Origin of the sequence: Bacillus pretiosus (assembly GCF_051294775.1) — a bacterium.
Lineage (GTDB): Bacteria > Bacillota > Bacilli > Bacillales > Bacillaceae_G > Bacillus_A > Bacillus_A wiedmannii.
The window spans coordinates 436701-451467 of the sequence record NZ_JBPPHF010000003.1 but is presented as its reverse complement, the minus strand read 5'-3'; the positions used below and the strand labels follow the sequence as shown (position 1 = coordinate 451467).

Sequence of the window (14767 nt, the reverse complement as noted above, 5' to 3'; positions counted from 1 at the left end):
ATTACAGTAAATTTTTATTTAGGGGGATCTACATGAATCAAACAATAGGGAGAATTGAAGAAATTTCATTTTATAGCGCATCACTTCAAGAAGATGTTACACTTCTCGTTTACTTACCGGTAAATTACACACCACTACACAAACATACAGTTGTAATTGCACAAGATGGTAGAGATTATTTTCAGCTTGGTAAAGCGCACCGTGTAATTGAGCGCCTTCGTGAAACTGAAGAAATTGACCGTACAATTATTGTCGGTATTCCATATAAAAATGTACACGATCGTAAAGAAAAATATTTCCCAAATGAAGTGAAAAACGCTGCGTATATTCGTTTCCTTGCTCATGAACTTGCACCATATATCGATGAAAACTATCCAACGTACCAAATGGGAAAAGGTCGTGTGTTAATTGGTGATTCTCTTGGCGGGACAGTTTCCTTCATGACTGCACTTATGTATCCGCATACATTCGGTAAAGTCGTTATGCAATCACCATTTGTGGATGAAACAGTGATGAACTTAGCAAAAGACTTTAAAAATCCGGAGGCGCTAGACCTTTATCACGTCATTGGGACAGAAGAAACAGCTGTAAAACGCACTGATGGACAAGTATCCAATTTCGTTGGGCCGAACCGTGAGCTCAATACGCTTCTGACAGATAGAAATTTCATCACGCATTACGAAGAATTTGAAGGTAACCACACGTGGAAATATTGGCAAACTGATTTACCGAAAGCTTTCTCTCATATTCTATCAATGAAATAATAGAGAGCAGTATTCAGAATAATTTGATATAATAGATTAAGAGAGTTATTTTCTCAAAATCTAACTAGACTTACAAAGGGAGGAATTGGAACATGAAATTAGGCATTGTAATTTTTCCATCTAAAATGATTCAAGATAAAGCGAACGGATTGCGTAAACGTTATGATCCGCACTACGCATTAGTTCCGCCACATATTACATTGAAAACACCCTTTGAGACGCAAGATGAACAATTAGAATCGATTGTAAAAGAGTTACATACAATCGCAAGTAAAACGAACCCTTTCACCCTTCATGTCGGAAAAGTTGGTTCATTCGCACCGGTTAATAATGTTCTTTATTTTAAAGTAGAAAAAACACCTGAACTTACTTTCTTAAATGAGGAAATGCATAGCGAATTCTTTATACAAGAACGCGAGTACGCTTTCGTACCTCATTTAACAATCGGACAAGGCTTATCAGATGCAGAACATGCTGATGTATTAGGTCGATTACGTATGAAAGATTTCTATTATGAACAACCAATTGATCGCTTCCATCTTCTATATCAATTAGAAAACGGAACGTGGACTGTATACGAAACATTCCACCTTGGAAAGGGGAACAACTAATTTGCACGCACAGATCGTACAAACGGACGAACAACTAAGAGATGCATTCTCTGTACGTAAGCAAGTATTTGTGAATGAGCAACAAGTTTCTGCTGACGAAGAGTATGATGAGTTTGAAGAAACTTCAACACACGTTGTTATATATGATAATGATGTTCCAGTTGGTGCTGGTCGTTTTCGCATACTGGATGGAATAGGAAAAATGGAACGCATTTGCGTACTAGCTTCCCATCGTAAAAAAGGCATTGGAAAAATTGTTATGGATGCACTTGAAGCGTATGCGAATGAAAACTCGCTACCAAAATTAAAGCTGCATGCCCAAACACATGCTGAAGATTTCTATAAGAAGCTTGGATATGTAACGCATTCTGATGTATTCATGGAAGCAAATATTCCTCACATCGTTATGATAAAAGAATTGTAATTTGAAAACAGGAGGTATCCCCTCCTGTTTTTTACATTGCTATTTTCTTTTTCTTCCGCTAAAGTTAAATGTTGATGCTATAGTTTTGAAGGTGAATATATGACACAAGAAAAATTTTCACAAAAATCATTAACGCACGCTGACATTCCGCGTGCAACATATCATATTCCGAAAACATCTACCCATTTAATTATGGAAGAAGATGCAGATGCGGCGTATTTTCGCGCTCTCGAACAACAAAATGTTTTTTTAAATGAAAAACAATTAGAGGCTGTGCGAACGACAGAAGGCCCTGTCCTTACATTGGCTGGTGCCGGAAGCGGGAAAACATCTGTTTTAACAACCCGCGTAGGTTATTTAGTAAATGTAAAACAAGTTCATCCACGAAATATTTTATTGCTTACATTTACACAAAAAGCTGCTGAAGAAATCCGAAACCGTGTAGCAAATTTACCAGGTATGAATCGTGCTGCAAGTAGCTACGTTGTTGCTGGTACATTCCACTCTGTCTTTTTAAAATTGCTTCGTAGTCAAGGATATAATCAGCAAATTTTAGCAAACGAAAAACATAAACAAATTATGATAAAGAAAATCTTGAAAGAATTGCGTCTAAAAGACGATTATGATGCTGAAACAATGCTCGCTATGATTTCACTTGAGAAAAACAAATTGAATCGTCCGAAAGATGTAAAAGCAAAAACACCCGTTGAACAAGAATTTAAAGAAGTATACGAGCGTTTTGAAGAAGTGAAACAACGATATAATTATATTGATTTCGATGACATCTTATTAGAAACATATTATATGTTAGAAAATAACGCTCCTTTGCTTACCCAATTACAACAACGTTTCCACTATATTGAAGTAGATGAGTTCCAAGATACATCGTATGCACAATATGAAATTGTAAAATTGTTAGCCACGCCAAGAAATAATTTATTTATCGCGGGTGATGACGACCAGGCGATATATGGCTGGCGAGGAGCAAGTCACCAAATTATTTTATCTTTTCCAAAAGAATTTGATAACACTACGATTATCGCACTTAATACGAATTATCGATCCAATCCTTTTATCGTCGGACTTGGAAATGAAGTTATCAAACTAAATCAAGAACGTTTTGATAAAGAGCTATATTCTGTGCGTGAAGAAGGTGTACAACCTTTTTACGCAAGACCTGCTACGACTCTTGATGAAGCAAATCAAATTTTGCAGCTCATTCAAGAAAAAGTAGATAGCGGCGAACGCAACTATAAAGATTTTTGTTTACTGTATCGCACACATTCTGTAAGCCGTTCGTTACTTGATCAGCTTACAATTCACAAAATCCCATTTATTAAGCACGGGGCGAGTCAATCATTTTATGAACATTCTTTAATTAAGCCTGTATTAGATCATTTAAGACTGGTGATTGAACCGTTTCGACTAGAATCACTTTCAAATATATTGCCAACTATGTATATCGGGCGTGATGATTGTATTTCATTTATTGAACGTGAACAATGGAAATATGGTGAGGGGCGGTTCCCTTCTCTTCTTCATTTCTTATTATTAAATCCGAGCTTAAAACCTTTTCAAGTAAAAAAGGTAAATGAGCGTATCGATTTTATTAAATTTATAAAAGAATTAGAACCGAAAAAAGCATTAAAAGAAATTATTCATGGTAAAGGAAAGTATTTAGAGTACTTACAAAGTAACGATCGTTCTTCCTTTACGATGCATAAAGATATACAAGAAGAAATGTTAGAAGAATTAATGGAGTCCGCAACTCGTTTCACCGATATTCCAGCTTATTTACAATTTATTGATGAAGCAATTCAAGGTCAAAAAGAAATGGAAGCATTAAAAACAATGCCGGAAAAAAATGCTGTTTCGCTTATGTCTATTCATAACGCAAAAGGCCTTGAATTTCCATGCGTCTTTTTACTTGGAGCGAGCGATGGTATTCTTCCCCATACTTCTTCTTTAAAAGATGCAAATGATCGTGTTACAGAGACTTCTGAAGCTTTAGAAGAAGAACGTCGACTACTTTATGTCGCAATTACACGTGCGAAAGAAGAACTTTACATTTCCTCTCCGCAATTTTTTAGAGGAAAAAAATTAGATATATCTCGTTTTTTATATACTGCGCGAAAAGATTTACCTGAAAAGACATCCACTAAATAAGGATGTCTTTTTTTATATTGCATTATGTACATCCCTACTATATAAATTCCCTGCTTTTATCGTAAGAATTAACGTAATATCAACCATATCTCATTCATATTGTAATAGTGTATGTCAGAACTCACGATAAGGAGTGAACATAATGAGCTGCAATTGTAACGAAGACCATCATCACCATGATTGTGATTTCAACTGTGTATCGAATGTCGTTCGTTTTATACATGAATTACAAGAATGCGCAACTACAACATGTGGATCCGGTTGCGAAGTTCCATTTTTAGGTGCACATAACAATGCATCAGTAGCGAATACACGTCCTTTTATTTTATACACAAAGACTGGAGAACCTTTTGAAGCATTTGCACCATCTTCAAGCCTTACTAGTTGCCGATCTCCCATTTTCCGCGTAGAAAGTATAGATGATGATGACTGTGCTGTACTCCGTGTATTGACTGTAGTTTTAGGTGATGGTACCTCTGTACCACCTGGTGACGACCCAATCTGTACGTTTTTAGCTGTACCAAATGCAAGGTTAGTATCGACATCTACTTGTATTACTGTTGATTTAAGTTGTTTCTGCGCTATTCAATGCTTACGTGATGTTTCTATATAAAACTAAATATTAATTTAAGCATGGATTGGGTGGCAGAGTTTTCTGCCACCCAATCCATGCTTAAAAGCTATTATTATGTATTTTTCATAAAATTGGGAACTTGTCTAGAACATAGAACCTGTCCTTTTCATTAACTGAAAGTAGAAACAGATAAAGGAGTGAAAAACATGTTCTCTTCTGATTGCGAATTTACTAAAATCGATTGCGAGGCGAAACCAGCTAGTACACTACCTGCCTTCGGTTTTGCTTTCAACGCGTCTGCACCTCAGTTTGCTTCACTATTCACACCATTACTATTACCTAGCGTAAGTCCAAACCCAAATATTACTGTTCCTGTAATAAATGATACAGTAAGTGTCGGAGATGGTATTCGAATTCTACGAGCTGGTATTTATCAAATCAGTTATACATTAACAATTAGTCTTGATAACTCACCTGTTGCACCAGAAGCTGGTCGTTTCTTCTTATCATTAGGTACGCCAGCTAACATTATTCCTGGATCAGGTACAGCAGTTCGTTCTAACGTTATTGGTACTGGTGAAGTAGACGTATCCAGTGGTGTTATTCTTATTAACTTGAACCCTGGTGATTTAATTCAAATTGTACCAGTTGAGTTAATTGGAACTGTGGACATCCGTGCTGCAGCATTAACAGTTGCACAAATTAGCTAGTAAAAAGCGGTATTTCTTCATTAGAAATACCGCTTTTTACATGTATAATAAAAAACACTCACAGTAACATGAGTGTTTCATTCTTCATAGTGTTTTATTGTGTTCTTCTTTTTCCCACAATTACATCCCTTTTTCTTCACAAATCCTTGTTGTTGCAATTGTTCTTGATATGCCTGTTGTTGCAATTGGTGTTGTTGCTGTATATGATACCATTGCTGCAGATCATATGAATTTTGCCTTGGATTATTGCTCACAGCAAACATCTCCTCTACTTTAAAATCTGTCAATTTACTATATGAACAACTTCTTATTTCCGTTCCCTCATTCTTTTAAACTCCGCTTTTTCTCGTATTATGAAAATATATTATTCTCCTATAAAATATCCTGTAATTGTTTCAATGATTGCCGCTGCACCTGCAATGGCTAATAATGCAAGTAACGGCTCTGCAACGATAGGAATCCAATTATATACACCTAATAAAAAAGCACTAACCCATACACCTGTACACCAATAACAGCTTAATAATTCACCAACCCACTTTCTTAATCCTTTACCTTTTACTTTTGTAAAGGTTGATACACTTCCATCAGGCTCCGTAATCTCTAGCTCATCAATAAACGGTCTTCGCAAAAAGGCTGTAATTTTATCATAAACAATTAAACGGGTGAGCCTAAAAGCAGCTAACGCAAAAATAAAAAATAAAAGCCAGCTTGTAAACAGCATGATTCCACCTTCCCTTATCTTCTTCCGCCTATTTAAAAAAAAAGGTCTTGAGATTGTGACCAAATCTCTCCGACTCCAATATCTTATTAATGTAAATACAAACAAGAAGATAAGGAGTGACATTAATGAGTTGTAACGAAAATAAACACCATAGCTCTTCTCATTGTGTAGTTGACGTTGTAAAATTCATCAATGAATTACAAGATTGCTCTACAACAACGTGTGGATCTGGTTGTGAAATTCCATTTTTAGGAGCACACAATACTGCAGCAGTAGCGAATACACGCCCTATTATTATATACACAAAAGTTGGATCACCTTTTGAAGCATTTGCACCATCTGGAAGCCTTACTAGCTGTACTTCTCCGATTTTCCGTGTTGAGAGTGTAGATGATGGTAGCTGTGCTGTGCTACGTGTGTTAACTGTAGTATTAGGTGATGGATCCCCTGTACCACCTAATGATGACCCAATTTGTACGTTTTTAGCTGTACCAAATGCAAGACTAGTATCGACATCTACTTGTATCACTGTAGATTTAAGCTGTTTCTGTGCGATTCAGTGCTTACGCGACGTTTCTATCTAATAAGTTAAGTAAACTAAAAAACTATTGGGGTGGTAGAAGATTTTCTACCACCTTTACATATTTAAAAACCTGCCATACTAATCGATTGGATATCATCTATAGATAACCGAATATCTCTCATACTATTTGGCGGCATAATGGCTACAATGCCATTACGATACGATATGATCGATCCAACATATGAGACTGTAGCTGTTTTTATTCTGCACCTTACTTTCGGAATGTAATGAGGGCGGTTTAATAAAAAATGAATTTTCTCTTCATTATTCATATCCTTAAATGATTTATTATACGGGACAGTTCTCACTGGCTCTTGCTGTTCTTTCTGTTCTTGTTGCTCTTGTACTTGTTCCTCTTCTTCTATTGTTTCTTCTACTTGTTGCTCTTCTTGCTGTTCTATTACCTCTTCCACAGCACTACTTACAACATTTTCGTTTCTATTACTTTCCTCTTTTCGATCCTCATTTTCAAAGTTTGTTAAGATAATTCTTTTTATTTTCGGTGCAGCAAGTTCCAAATTTACTTGCGCAATATATAACAACGGTTTTCCAACTGTTGAACTTTTATTTTTATTCTTCACACTCGTCCCTCCCACTTCCATACGTAGCTGAATAAATCGTGTACTATTATAGTTATATTCATAACGTGGTAAGAACTTTCGTTAAAAATCGTTCTTTCTAAGAACAAATAAAAAGGACAATCTCAACATGTAGAGATTGTCCTTTAAAAATTAATATTATATTTATCCTAGGATATGATACCCTGAATCAACGTGAATGTTTTCTCCTGTTACGCCGCGTGCTAAATCACTGAATAAGAATACTGCTGTATCCCCAACTTCTTCTGGAGTTGTTGTACGACGAAGTGGTGCGCGCTCCTCAATTTCTCTTAAAATTGAGTTAAAGTCGCCTACGCCTTTTGCAGATAACGTACGAATTGGTCCTGCAGAAATAGCGTTAACGCGAATGCCGTGTTGGCCTAAATCGTTAGCTAAATATTTTACGCTCGCTTCTAATGAAGCTTTCGCAACACCCATAACGTTATAGTTTTTCACAACGCGCTCGCCGCCAAGGTATGTTAACGTTAAAATATTTCCGCCTTCTGTCATTACTTTCTTCGCTTCTCTTGCTACAGCTGTTAAAGAGAATGCACTAATATTTTGTGCAAGTAAAAATCCATCGCGAGAAGTATCTACAAATTCACCTTTTAAATCATCACGATTTGCAAAAGCAATACAGTGTGCAACACCGTGAATTGTACCAACCTCTTGCTTGATTGTTTCAAAGCAAGCTGTAAGTTCTTCATCATTTGTTACATCACAAGGTAATACAAGTGATTCTTGTCCTTCTAATGTGTCCGCTAATTCACGAACGTTTCTTTCTAAACGTTCTCCTGCATATGTGAATATTAATTTTGCACCTGCATTATGCAAAGAGCGAGCAATTCCCCACGCAATACTTCTTTGGTTCGCAACGCCCATAACAACAAATGTTTTCCCTTGTAATAGTTCCATGATATATCCTCCCAGAATTGCTTATACTTGTTATTAGTACCTGATACTATAATTATAGTACCATAAAACCTCTTAAAGGCAAACAAAAAAGTCATTAACTTAAATTTTGTTAATGACTTTTTGTTTCTATAAAAAACCGCTCTAATCCTTCTTCCCAAGAAGGCATTTGTGAAAAACCATTTAATCGTAGCATGTTATGTTGGAAAACAGAATATTTTGGTCTAGCTGCCGCCGATCCAAATTCTTCGGTTGAAACAGGTAATACATTCACTTTCATATTTGCATCCGAGAATATTTTTTTTGCAAATTCAAACCAAGAACATGAGCCTCTATTTGATACATGATACGTACCGTATAAAGAAGTGTGAATGAGCTTATTAATCATCACATTTAAATCCGCCACATAAGTAGGAGAACCAATTTGATCCGCTACAACAGATAATTCTGCTCTTTCTTTTCCTAACCGCATCATCGTTTTCACAAAATTGTTTCCATACTTACCATATAACCACGATGTTCGAACGATAAAATATTTATTATGTAACTCTTTGACAAACTGCTCTCCCGCATACTTAGAAGCCCCGTATACATTTATCGGTGATGGATTATGAAACTCATGATAGCCATCTGGTCTGTCACCTTGAAATACATAATCGGTACTAATATAAACTAATTTCGCCCCTACTAATTGTGAAGCAACCGCTACATTTCGAGCTCCTATTGCATTTATTACATAAGCAAGGTCTTGTTCTTTCTCAGCATGATCAACCTTCGTATACGCTGCACAATGAATAATTATATGTGGCCTTATTTCTTGTACCACTTGCTGCATTCGGGATATATTTGTTATATCTAGTAACTTTTTATCAAATGGATATATGTCATATTCTTCAGCATTTAACTCTTCTTGTAGTTGCTTTCCCAATTGACCATTTGCTCCCGTTATGATAATCCGTTCTTTCATTTATATGCCCCTTATTTTTCTTTTAGTGGTTTCCACCATTCTATATGATGTTCATACCATTCCACCGTTTCTTTTAGCCCCTGTTCAAACGTATACTGTGGTTCCCACCCGAGCTCATTCTTCATCTTTTGTGCATCAATCGCATAACGACGATCATGCCCTAAACGGTCTGTAACATATGCAATATCTTCTTTCGTTTTTCCTAAGAGAGAGATAATTTGTTCCACAACATCTACATTGGTTTTTTCATTATTTCCACCTATATTATATACTTCTCCTATACGTCCCTTATGCAGAACAACGTCAATCGCACTACAATGATCCGTTACATGTAACCAATCTCTTACATTTAATCCATCGCCATATAACGGTAGTTTTTTTCCTTCCAGCGCATTCGTAACCATTAACGGAATTAACTTTTCAGGATATTGATACGGCCCATAGTTATTGGAGCAACGCGTTACTATAACTGGTAATTGATATGTTTTATAATAAGATAAAGCTATCATGTCGGCGCTCGCCTTGCTTGAAGAGTATGGACTATTTGGAGCTAACGGGGTTTCCTCGGTAAATCGCCCTGTTTTCCCTAAAGAGCCGTACACCTCATCTGTTGATACTTGCACGAGTTTAATATGTGGATATTTTTTTACTAATTCTAATAATGTGACTGTCCCAATTACATTTGTATCATAAAAAGGGATCGGATTTTCAATACTACGATCCACATGTGATTCAGCTGCGAAATTTACAATCACATGGACGTCTCGCTCTTTTATGACATGCTCTAGCAGCTCTCCATTTTGAATTTCCCCTTTTACAAAAGAGTAATTAGGATGCCCTTGAAGAGACTTCACATTATTTAAATTCCCGCTATATGTTAATGCGTCGTAATTAATAATTTTATATGTTTCATAGCTTTGTAACATGTAATGAACAAAGTTACTTCCAATAAATCCAGCCCCACCTGTTACTAATATATTCATAAACAACTCTCCTACTCAAAAGCTATCTTCACATTCCTGAAGCAACGGTAATATTCGATCTTTGTCAGACAAAATAGGATTTGTTACCGGCCATGGAATTGCTAATTCTTTATCTTCCCAAAGTACCCCTGAGTCATGATCGGCACTATAATACTCATCTACTTTATACATAACAATAGTATGCGGTACAAGTGTACAAAAACCATGTGCAAATCCTTTTGGCACTAACAATTGCCGATGATTATCCGCGCTTAAAATATATCCTCTCCACTGTTTAAACGTTGGTGAATCTTTTCGCAAATCAACGATAACGTCATAGATTGCTCCTTGCATAGCTTGAATAAGTTTCGTTTGTGCTTTCGGATTTTTTTGAAAGTGTAATCCCCGAATCGTTCCCGCTTCTGCTGAATAAGAAATATTATCCTGTACAAATGAATACGTAATCCCTAATGTTTCTAGCACCTTCTTATTATAACTTTCAGTAAAAAAGCCCCGCTCATCTCCAAATAACCTCGGTTCCAACAATTTTGCGTCGGTAAAGTTTGTTTCTAGAACTTTCATATTCTCACCTATTCTCCGTTAAACTGTTTACCAAAGTTTATATCCCGCGCTAACGTATTCGCCCTTTGAAGAGAAACATGAGTTCCCGCATCAGTCCACCAACCACTCATTTCATTATAAGTAAGTACCCCTCGCTTTAAATACCAATTATTGATATCTGTAATTTCAAGTTCTCCCCTTGCGGAAGGTTTTAATTCTTTTATATAAGAAAAGACTTTCGGGTCATACAAATAAATTCCTGTAACTGCATAGGAACTTTTCGGCTCTTTCGGCTTTTCTTCAATTTCAATTATTTTGCGGTTTTGAATATTTGCTACACCAAATCTCTCCGGATCATCTACAGATTGCAGCAGTACTTTCGCACCTTCTTTTTGATTTGCAAACTCTTCCACGTACGGACGAATGTCATCTGAAAAGATATTATCCCCTAATATAACTACCATACGATCATTCCCAACGAAATCTTCACAAAGCCCTAATGCTTGTGCAATTCCGCCAGCCTTATCTTGCACACGATACGTAAAGGACACGCCAAACTCTTGACCGCTTCCTAAAAAACTAACAACATCTCCCATATGCTCTTTACCTGTAATAATCATAATATCTGTAATTTCGCATTGTTTTAGCTTATATACTGCATGATAAATCATTGGATAACGTCCAACAGGAAGCAAATGTTTATTCGTTACTTTCGTTATTGGATATAGCCTTGATCCAGTACCGCCTGCTAAAATAATCCCTTTCACTCCGCATCTCTCCCTTATGATGGAGATAATATATCTTTATACTGTTCTACAAACACTTTTCGATCTTTCTCATATGTATCCGCATCAAATTCATCTCCGTTATAATGAATACACCATAAATTTGATTGATTTGGGATACCAATTAAATAACCAGCCCTTTGAAACTCTAAAGACTGTGATACATCATAAAAGTGGAACCCTTGAAACAAATCTTCTCGCCATGGAATATCATACTGCGTTGCCATGAATAAGCCATCAATTGCCTGCACCGACATAAAAGATTGGCTTCCATAAAACCCCTGATCTAAATTTAATAATTGATAATTCCGTCTTCTATGCTCAATCACTTTTCCTACTAAATTTTTCCCTTCCCACCATATCCCGTTACTCGGTAAAAACTGTGCACCAGCTACCCCAATTAAACCAAGTTTTTCGTTATCTTTAAAAAGAGAAATGAGTGTATAAAACATCTCTCGATTAATAAGATAAGTATCCTGATGTATATAAACCTTATACTTCGCGGGATATGAAAGTGCTCGGTTATATGCACTTGCCATACTTTTTGCATCTCGTATCGGAAAAATTTGTACAACATAATCAGGGGGAACAAAAAGGTTTCTTATTTGTCTCTCGCATTGTTCAAATAGCTCTTCATTATTTACACAAACAACAACTAATATTGTACGATCCTTCATTTTGTAGCCCCTCTATTCGTCTTGATTTACATCTGACATATAGTTCTCCACAAATATCTTTCTATACTTGTCATAGTTGGTCATATTCACATCAATATGATAGTGAATGCACCACGCATCACGTTGTACAGGAACCCCAACTGTATAGCCAGCTTTTCTAAATTCAAATGACTGAGATACATCATAATAGTCAAACCCATCAAACAAGTCTTCTCGCCACGGAATATCGTATTGCGTTGCCATCAATAAACCGTCGATACATTCCACAGGCATAAATGTTTTTGACTCATGGTACGGCTGTTCTTGAGTTGCCATATAAAATAAATCGTTCATATAACCAATTACTTTCCCAACAACTCCTCTGCCTTCATTCCATATCCCGTTTGGAGGAACATATTGGGCTCCAATCATTCCAATCATTCCAAGATGTTCATGTTCGTTAAATAATTGAAGTAATCCATATAAAAATGCCACATTCATAATGAAAACATCTTGGTGTATATATACTTTATATTTCGCTGGATGCGAAAGTGCTTGATTATATCCGCTCGTCATACTTTTCGCATTCCGAATTGGCATAAATTGTACAATATATCCTGGAGGCACTCCCAATCTCAATATATGCCGCACGCACTGTGCATACATTTTCCGATCATTTATACACGTAACAAATAATATTGTTTTTTCAGCAGCACTCATAACTGCGATTTTTCTGCTTCAATAATATACTGAAATACGACCGTCTCAGCCATGAAGCCACTTCCAAGACGATATTTCTTACAAATTCCATATAACTCCTCAATTAACGGTTCATACATTTTGTGATCAATATATACACGATCTACTTTACTAATCGAATATCCTGCTTTTAAAAACATTCGGAGCATTTCATTAAATGTAAAGAAACGAATATGCGTTTTATCTAATAAACCATATTCTGTATACGTCCAATTTCCAGCAAGTAACGGCGCTAATACTGAAATATGAGCAACGTTTGGTATACTTGCTAAAATCACACCATTTTCTTTTATATATGGCTTTACTTTTTCTATTACAGCCCACGGATCAAATAAATGCTCTAATACGTCTCCGAATATGACGCAATCAAATTGCTCCTCCTCATAAGGGAGATCTATTTTCTCTATATCCCCTAAAATAACATGATCAAGTCTTTCTTTTGCTTTTTCTGCCGCCTCTGGGAATGCCTCAATTCCGGATACACGTATGCCATTTTCTTTTATAGCTGCTCCCAATGCACCGCCCGAGCAACCAATATCAAGAACTTCTTTCCATTCCTTTTTTATATGCTTTAATAAATTCGGATTCGCTGCATTGTAATAATGCTCGGACTTTTCTTCATATAGAGAACTTTTTTCACGATTCATTTTACACACTCCTTATGCAAATTGAATTTGAAATATAAATCTCATTCACCAAATATTGGTTCCATTACTGATACACTAATATATAACCAATCTATTAGTGTTAGAATAACGATAAATCATTTCTAACAAAACGAAACTTATTACACTTTATATTGTTTATCAAAAACATCCCGAAAATATTTGCGGTTATATTCAATTGCAGCATTATTCGGAACATAAGAAGCTGCTAGTTCATTGTAATAATAAGCTTTATCTTGCTCTCCTAACTTGCTATAACAAATACACATTTGTAAATAGGGAAGCCATGTGTAGCTCGCTGGACTATGAAACGGACTCTCCGTCGCCATTGGTACTTCCGTTGCAAGTTTAAACCAAAATATCGCTTCGTTATATTTTTGTTGTTCCATATATATATATCCTATTCTTGTACAATTCTCTCCTCTAGGAACATCATATCGAAACGACTTCACGCAAGATTCAACTGCTTTCTCCCACATTCCAATCTTTGCATAGCAATCTCCTAACTTACCACATGCATAAATTTTCTCTTCATACCATCCTTCGTCTTGATTAAGAAATGTTTCATATAGTAGAACTGCATCATCATATTTTTGATTATCCATAGATTCATTCGCGTAATAAAATAAATCTCTCGGACTCAATTCTTCTCCAGCTGCTACAGCATCTTGAAAAATTTTCAAATTACGATTTGTTACCTTTTTTTCTTTTTTATGTGTAATAGCAACATTACTACTAAAAGTTTCACCAGAAATAGCTAAATATTCATGAACCTTTCCAAACCATTGAAATTGTTTTTCACGCTTTACAAGTCGATTTCTTTTTGTACAATATAAAGGTTTCCCGTTAGAATCCATTGCAAGATGATACGGCATCGAAACTGCATCCACATTAGGATCTAATTCTCTTTTTAATAGGATCAATGCCTCTTGAGCATCTTCTAATAACACATCATCAGCATCTAGCCATAATATATATTCTTGTGTTGCTTTCGAAAAAGAAAAATTTCTAGCTGCCGCAAAATCATTAATCCATGGAAAGTCATATATGTTGGAAGTATATTGAGCTACAATTTCTTTCGTTCGATCAATGGAACCTGTATCAACTACAATAATTTCATCAACAATTTTTTCTACTGCCTCTAAACATCGACCTATTGTATCTTCCTCATCTCGAACAATCATACATAAACTAATTGTGATTCCTTGCTTGTTCAACATAATCACCCTCTTCCAAATCAATCATATGTTATACATACAATAAACTTTCCACTTTTTTAACTTACACAAGCAGTTTAAGATTTCTTTTCAATAATTCAAATGTCCGTGTCATTTTCTTCCGGTTT

Annotated in this window: 19 protein-coding genes; 7 read left to right on the top strand and 12 right to left on the bottom strand. The window is 35.9% G+C overall.

Translation table 11 applies throughout. From position 1 onward, the window contains the following. The first annotated feature begins 32 nt into the window (after positions 1-32). The 6 genes from ACSG5Z_RS18850 to exsF all read left to right on the top strand — a co-directional run bounded on the left by ACSG5Z_RS18850 (position 33) and on the right by exsF (position 5249). Positions 33-764 (top strand): alpha/beta hydrolase, encoded by a 732-nt coding sequence (locus ACSG5Z_RS18850; RefSeq protein WP_435711953.1) that lies wholly within the window; start codon positions 33-35, stop codon positions 762-764. Between the two features lie 92 nt (positions 765-856). Further along, positions 857-1375 carry a YjcG family protein gene (locus tag ACSG5Z_RS18845; RefSeq protein WP_000765870.1) on the top strand — a complete coding sequence of 173 codons (519 nt, stop codon included), beginning with the start codon at positions 857-859 and terminating at the stop codon, positions 1373-1375. Position 1376: 1 nt separating this feature from the next. Next, positions 1377-1799, top strand: a complete 423-nt coding sequence (locus tag ACSG5Z_RS18840) for a GNAT family N-acetyltransferase (RefSeq protein WP_046957039.1) — start codon at positions 1377-1379, stop codon at positions 1797-1799. Between the two features lie 99 nt (positions 1800-1898). Beyond that, positions 1899-3965: an ATP-dependent helicase gene (locus ACSG5Z_RS18835; RefSeq protein WP_087984751.1), complete on the top strand. Its 2067-nt coding sequence runs from the start codon at positions 1899-1901 to the stop codon at positions 3963-3965. Between the two features lie 142 nt (positions 3966-4107). Continuing rightward, positions 4108-4578 (top strand): spore coat protein CotY, encoded by a 471-nt coding sequence (cotY, locus tag ACSG5Z_RS18830; RefSeq protein WP_001277699.1) that lies wholly within the window; start codon positions 4108-4110, stop codon positions 4576-4578. A 167-nt stretch (positions 4579-4745) separates the two neighbouring features. Further along, complete coding sequence (gene exsF / locus ACSG5Z_RS18825) at positions 4746-5249, top strand: exosporium protein ExsF (RefSeq protein ID WP_000492937.1); 504 nt, start codon at positions 4746-4748, stop codon at positions 5247-5249. Between the two features lie 77 nt (positions 5250-5326). Here the strand turns inward: exsF and ACSG5Z_RS18820 are convergent, their stop codons facing one another. Beyond that, positions 5327-5512, bottom strand: a complete 186-nt coding sequence (locus tag ACSG5Z_RS18820; protein WP_063224588.1) for a hypothetical protein — start codon at positions 5510-5512, stop codon at positions 5327-5329. Positions 5513-5613: 101 nt separating this feature from the next. Beyond that, positions 5614-5973 carry a DUF1360 domain-containing protein gene (locus ACSG5Z_RS18815; RefSeq protein WP_075308459.1) on the bottom strand — a complete coding sequence of 120 codons (360 nt, stop codon included), beginning with the start codon at positions 5971-5973 and terminating at the stop codon, positions 5614-5616. Between the two features lie 125 nt (positions 5974-6098). Between ACSG5Z_RS18815 and ACSG5Z_RS18810 the strand changes: the two genes are divergently transcribed. Then, the gene (locus tag ACSG5Z_RS18810; RefSeq protein ID WP_075308457.1) at positions 6099-6557 is read left to right on the top strand and encodes a CotY/CotZ family spore coat protein; all 459 of its coding nucleotides are present in this window, start codon (positions 6099-6101) and stop codon (positions 6555-6557) included. Positions 6558-6618: 61 nt separating this feature from the next. Here ACSG5Z_RS18810 and ACSG5Z_RS18805 read toward each other — a convergent pair whose 3' ends face one another. The 10 genes from ACSG5Z_RS18805 to ACSG5Z_RS18760 form a co-directional block, all read right to left on the bottom strand. Beyond that, positions 6619-7158 (bottom strand): spore coat CotO family protein, encoded by a 540-nt coding sequence (locus tag ACSG5Z_RS18805; protein WP_435711952.1) that lies wholly within the window; start codon positions 7156-7158, stop codon positions 6619-6621. Positions 7159-7299: 141 nt separating this feature from the next. After that, positions 7300-8070, bottom strand: a complete 771-nt coding sequence (gene fabI / locus ACSG5Z_RS18800; protein ID WP_000421885.1) for an enoyl-ACP reductase FabI — start codon at positions 8068-8070, stop codon at positions 7300-7302. A 109-nt stretch (positions 8071-8179) separates the two neighbouring features. Beyond that, the gene (gene rfbD / locus ACSG5Z_RS18795; RefSeq protein ID WP_046958302.1) at positions 8180-9034 is read right to left on the bottom strand and encodes a dTDP-4-dehydrorhamnose reductase; all 855 of its coding nucleotides are present in this window, start codon (positions 9032-9034) and stop codon (positions 8180-8182) included. Between the two features lie 11 nt (positions 9035-9045). After that, on the bottom strand, positions 9046-10017 hold the full coding sequence (gene rfbB / locus ACSG5Z_RS18790) for a dTDP-glucose 4,6-dehydratase (protein ID WP_060489360.1): 972 nt from the start codon (positions 10015-10017) through the stop codon (positions 9046-9048). A gap of 15 nt (positions 10018-10032) precedes the next feature. Then, the gene (gene rfbC / locus ACSG5Z_RS18785) at positions 10033-10578 is read right to left on the bottom strand and encodes a dTDP-4-dehydrorhamnose 3,5-epimerase (RefSeq protein WP_087984748.1); all 546 of its coding nucleotides are present in this window, start codon (positions 10576-10578) and stop codon (positions 10033-10035) included. Positions 10579-10586: 8 nt separating this feature from the next. Beyond that, complete coding sequence (locus ACSG5Z_RS18780) at positions 10587-11324, bottom strand: sugar phosphate nucleotidyltransferase (protein WP_087984747.1); 738 nt, start codon at positions 11322-11324, stop codon at positions 10587-10589. A gap of 14 nt (positions 11325-11338) precedes the next feature. Beyond that, positions 11339-12019 (bottom strand): glycosyltransferase family protein, encoded by a 681-nt coding sequence (locus tag ACSG5Z_RS18775; RefSeq protein ID WP_087984746.1) that lies wholly within the window; start codon positions 12017-12019, stop codon positions 11339-11341. Positions 12020-12031: 12 nt separating this feature from the next. Then, a complete protein-coding gene (locus ACSG5Z_RS18770; protein WP_001271201.1) occupies positions 12032-12718 on the bottom strand; it encodes a glycosyltransferase family protein in 687 nt (228 codons plus the stop codon). Continuing rightward, positions 12715-13404 (bottom strand): class I SAM-dependent methyltransferase, encoded by a 690-nt coding sequence (locus ACSG5Z_RS18765; protein ID WP_435711951.1) that lies wholly within the window; start codon positions 13402-13404, stop codon positions 12715-12717. Before ACSG5Z_RS18765 ends, ACSG5Z_RS18770 begins: the two co-directional genes overlap by 4 nt. Before the next feature lie 140 nt (positions 13405-13544). Next, a complete protein-coding gene (locus ACSG5Z_RS18760; RefSeq protein WP_435711950.1) occupies positions 13545-14642 on the bottom strand; it encodes a glycosyltransferase in 1098 nt (365 codons plus the stop codon). Positions 14643-14767: the final 125 nt, after the last annotated feature.

Excerpts from the sequence above, each read along its gene's own strand:
- ACSG5Z_RS18770 (WP_001271201.1), bottom strand. The coding sequence starts at position 12,718 with ATGAGTGCTGCTGAAAAAACAATATTATTTGTTACGTGTATAAATGAT.
- ACSG5Z_RS18775 (WP_087984746.1), bottom strand. The coding sequence starts at position 12,019 with ATGAAGGATCGTACAATATTAGTTGTTGTTTGTGTAAATAATGAAGAG.
- ACSG5Z_RS18820 (WP_063224588.1), bottom strand. The coding sequence starts at position 5,512 with ATGTTTGCTGTGAGCAATAATCCAAGGCAAAATTCATATGATCTGCAG.
- cotY (WP_001277699.1), top strand. The coding sequence starts at position 4,108 with ATGAGCTGCAATTGTAACGAAGACCATCATCACCATGATTGTGATTTC.
- fabI (WP_000421885.1), bottom strand. The coding sequence starts at position 8,070 with ATGGAACTATTACAAGGGAAAACATTTGTTGTTATGGGCGTTGCGAAC.
- rfbC (WP_087984748.1), bottom strand. The coding sequence starts at position 10,578 with ATGAAAGTTCTAGAAACAAACTTTACCGACGCAAAATTGTTGGAACCG.
- ACSG5Z_RS18765 (WP_435711951.1), bottom strand. The coding sequence starts at position 13,404 with ATGAATCGTGAAAAAAGTTCTCTATATGAAGAAAAGTCCGAGCATTAT.
- ACSG5Z_RS18760 (WP_435711950.1), bottom strand. The coding sequence starts at position 14,642 with ATGTTGAACAAGCAAGGAATCACAATTAGTTTATGTATGATTGTTCGA.
- ACSG5Z_RS18810 (WP_075308457.1), top strand. The coding sequence starts at position 6,099 with ATGAGTTGTAACGAAAATAAACACCATAGCTCTTCTCATTGTGTAGTT.
- ACSG5Z_RS18835 (WP_087984751.1), top strand. The coding sequence starts at position 1,899 with ATGACACAAGAAAAATTTTCACAAAAATCATTAACGCACGCTGACATT.
- rfbB (WP_060489360.1), bottom strand. The coding sequence starts at position 10,017 with ATGAATATATTAGTAACAGGTGGGGCTGGATTTATTGGAAGTAACTTT.
- ACSG5Z_RS18805 (WP_435711952.1), bottom strand. The coding sequence starts at position 7,158 with ATGGAAGTGGGAGGGACGAGTGTGAAGAATAAAAATAAAAGTTCAACA.
- ACSG5Z_RS18815 (WP_075308459.1), bottom strand. The coding sequence starts at position 5,973 with ATGCTGTTTACAAGCTGGCTTTTATTTTTTATTTTTGCGTTAGCTGCT.
- rfbD (WP_046958302.1), bottom strand. The coding sequence starts at position 9,034 with ATGAAAGAACGGATTATCATAACGGGAGCAAATGGTCAATTGGGAAAG.
- ACSG5Z_RS18845 (WP_000765870.1), top strand. The coding sequence starts at position 857 with ATGAAATTAGGCATTGTAATTTTTCCATCTAAAATGATTCAAGATAAA.
- exsF (WP_000492937.1), top strand. The coding sequence starts at position 4,746 with ATGTTCTCTTCTGATTGCGAATTTACTAAAATCGATTGCGAGGCGAAA.
- ACSG5Z_RS18850 (WP_435711953.1), top strand. The coding sequence starts at position 33 with ATGAATCAAACAATAGGGAGAATTGAAGAAATTTCATTTTATAGCGCA.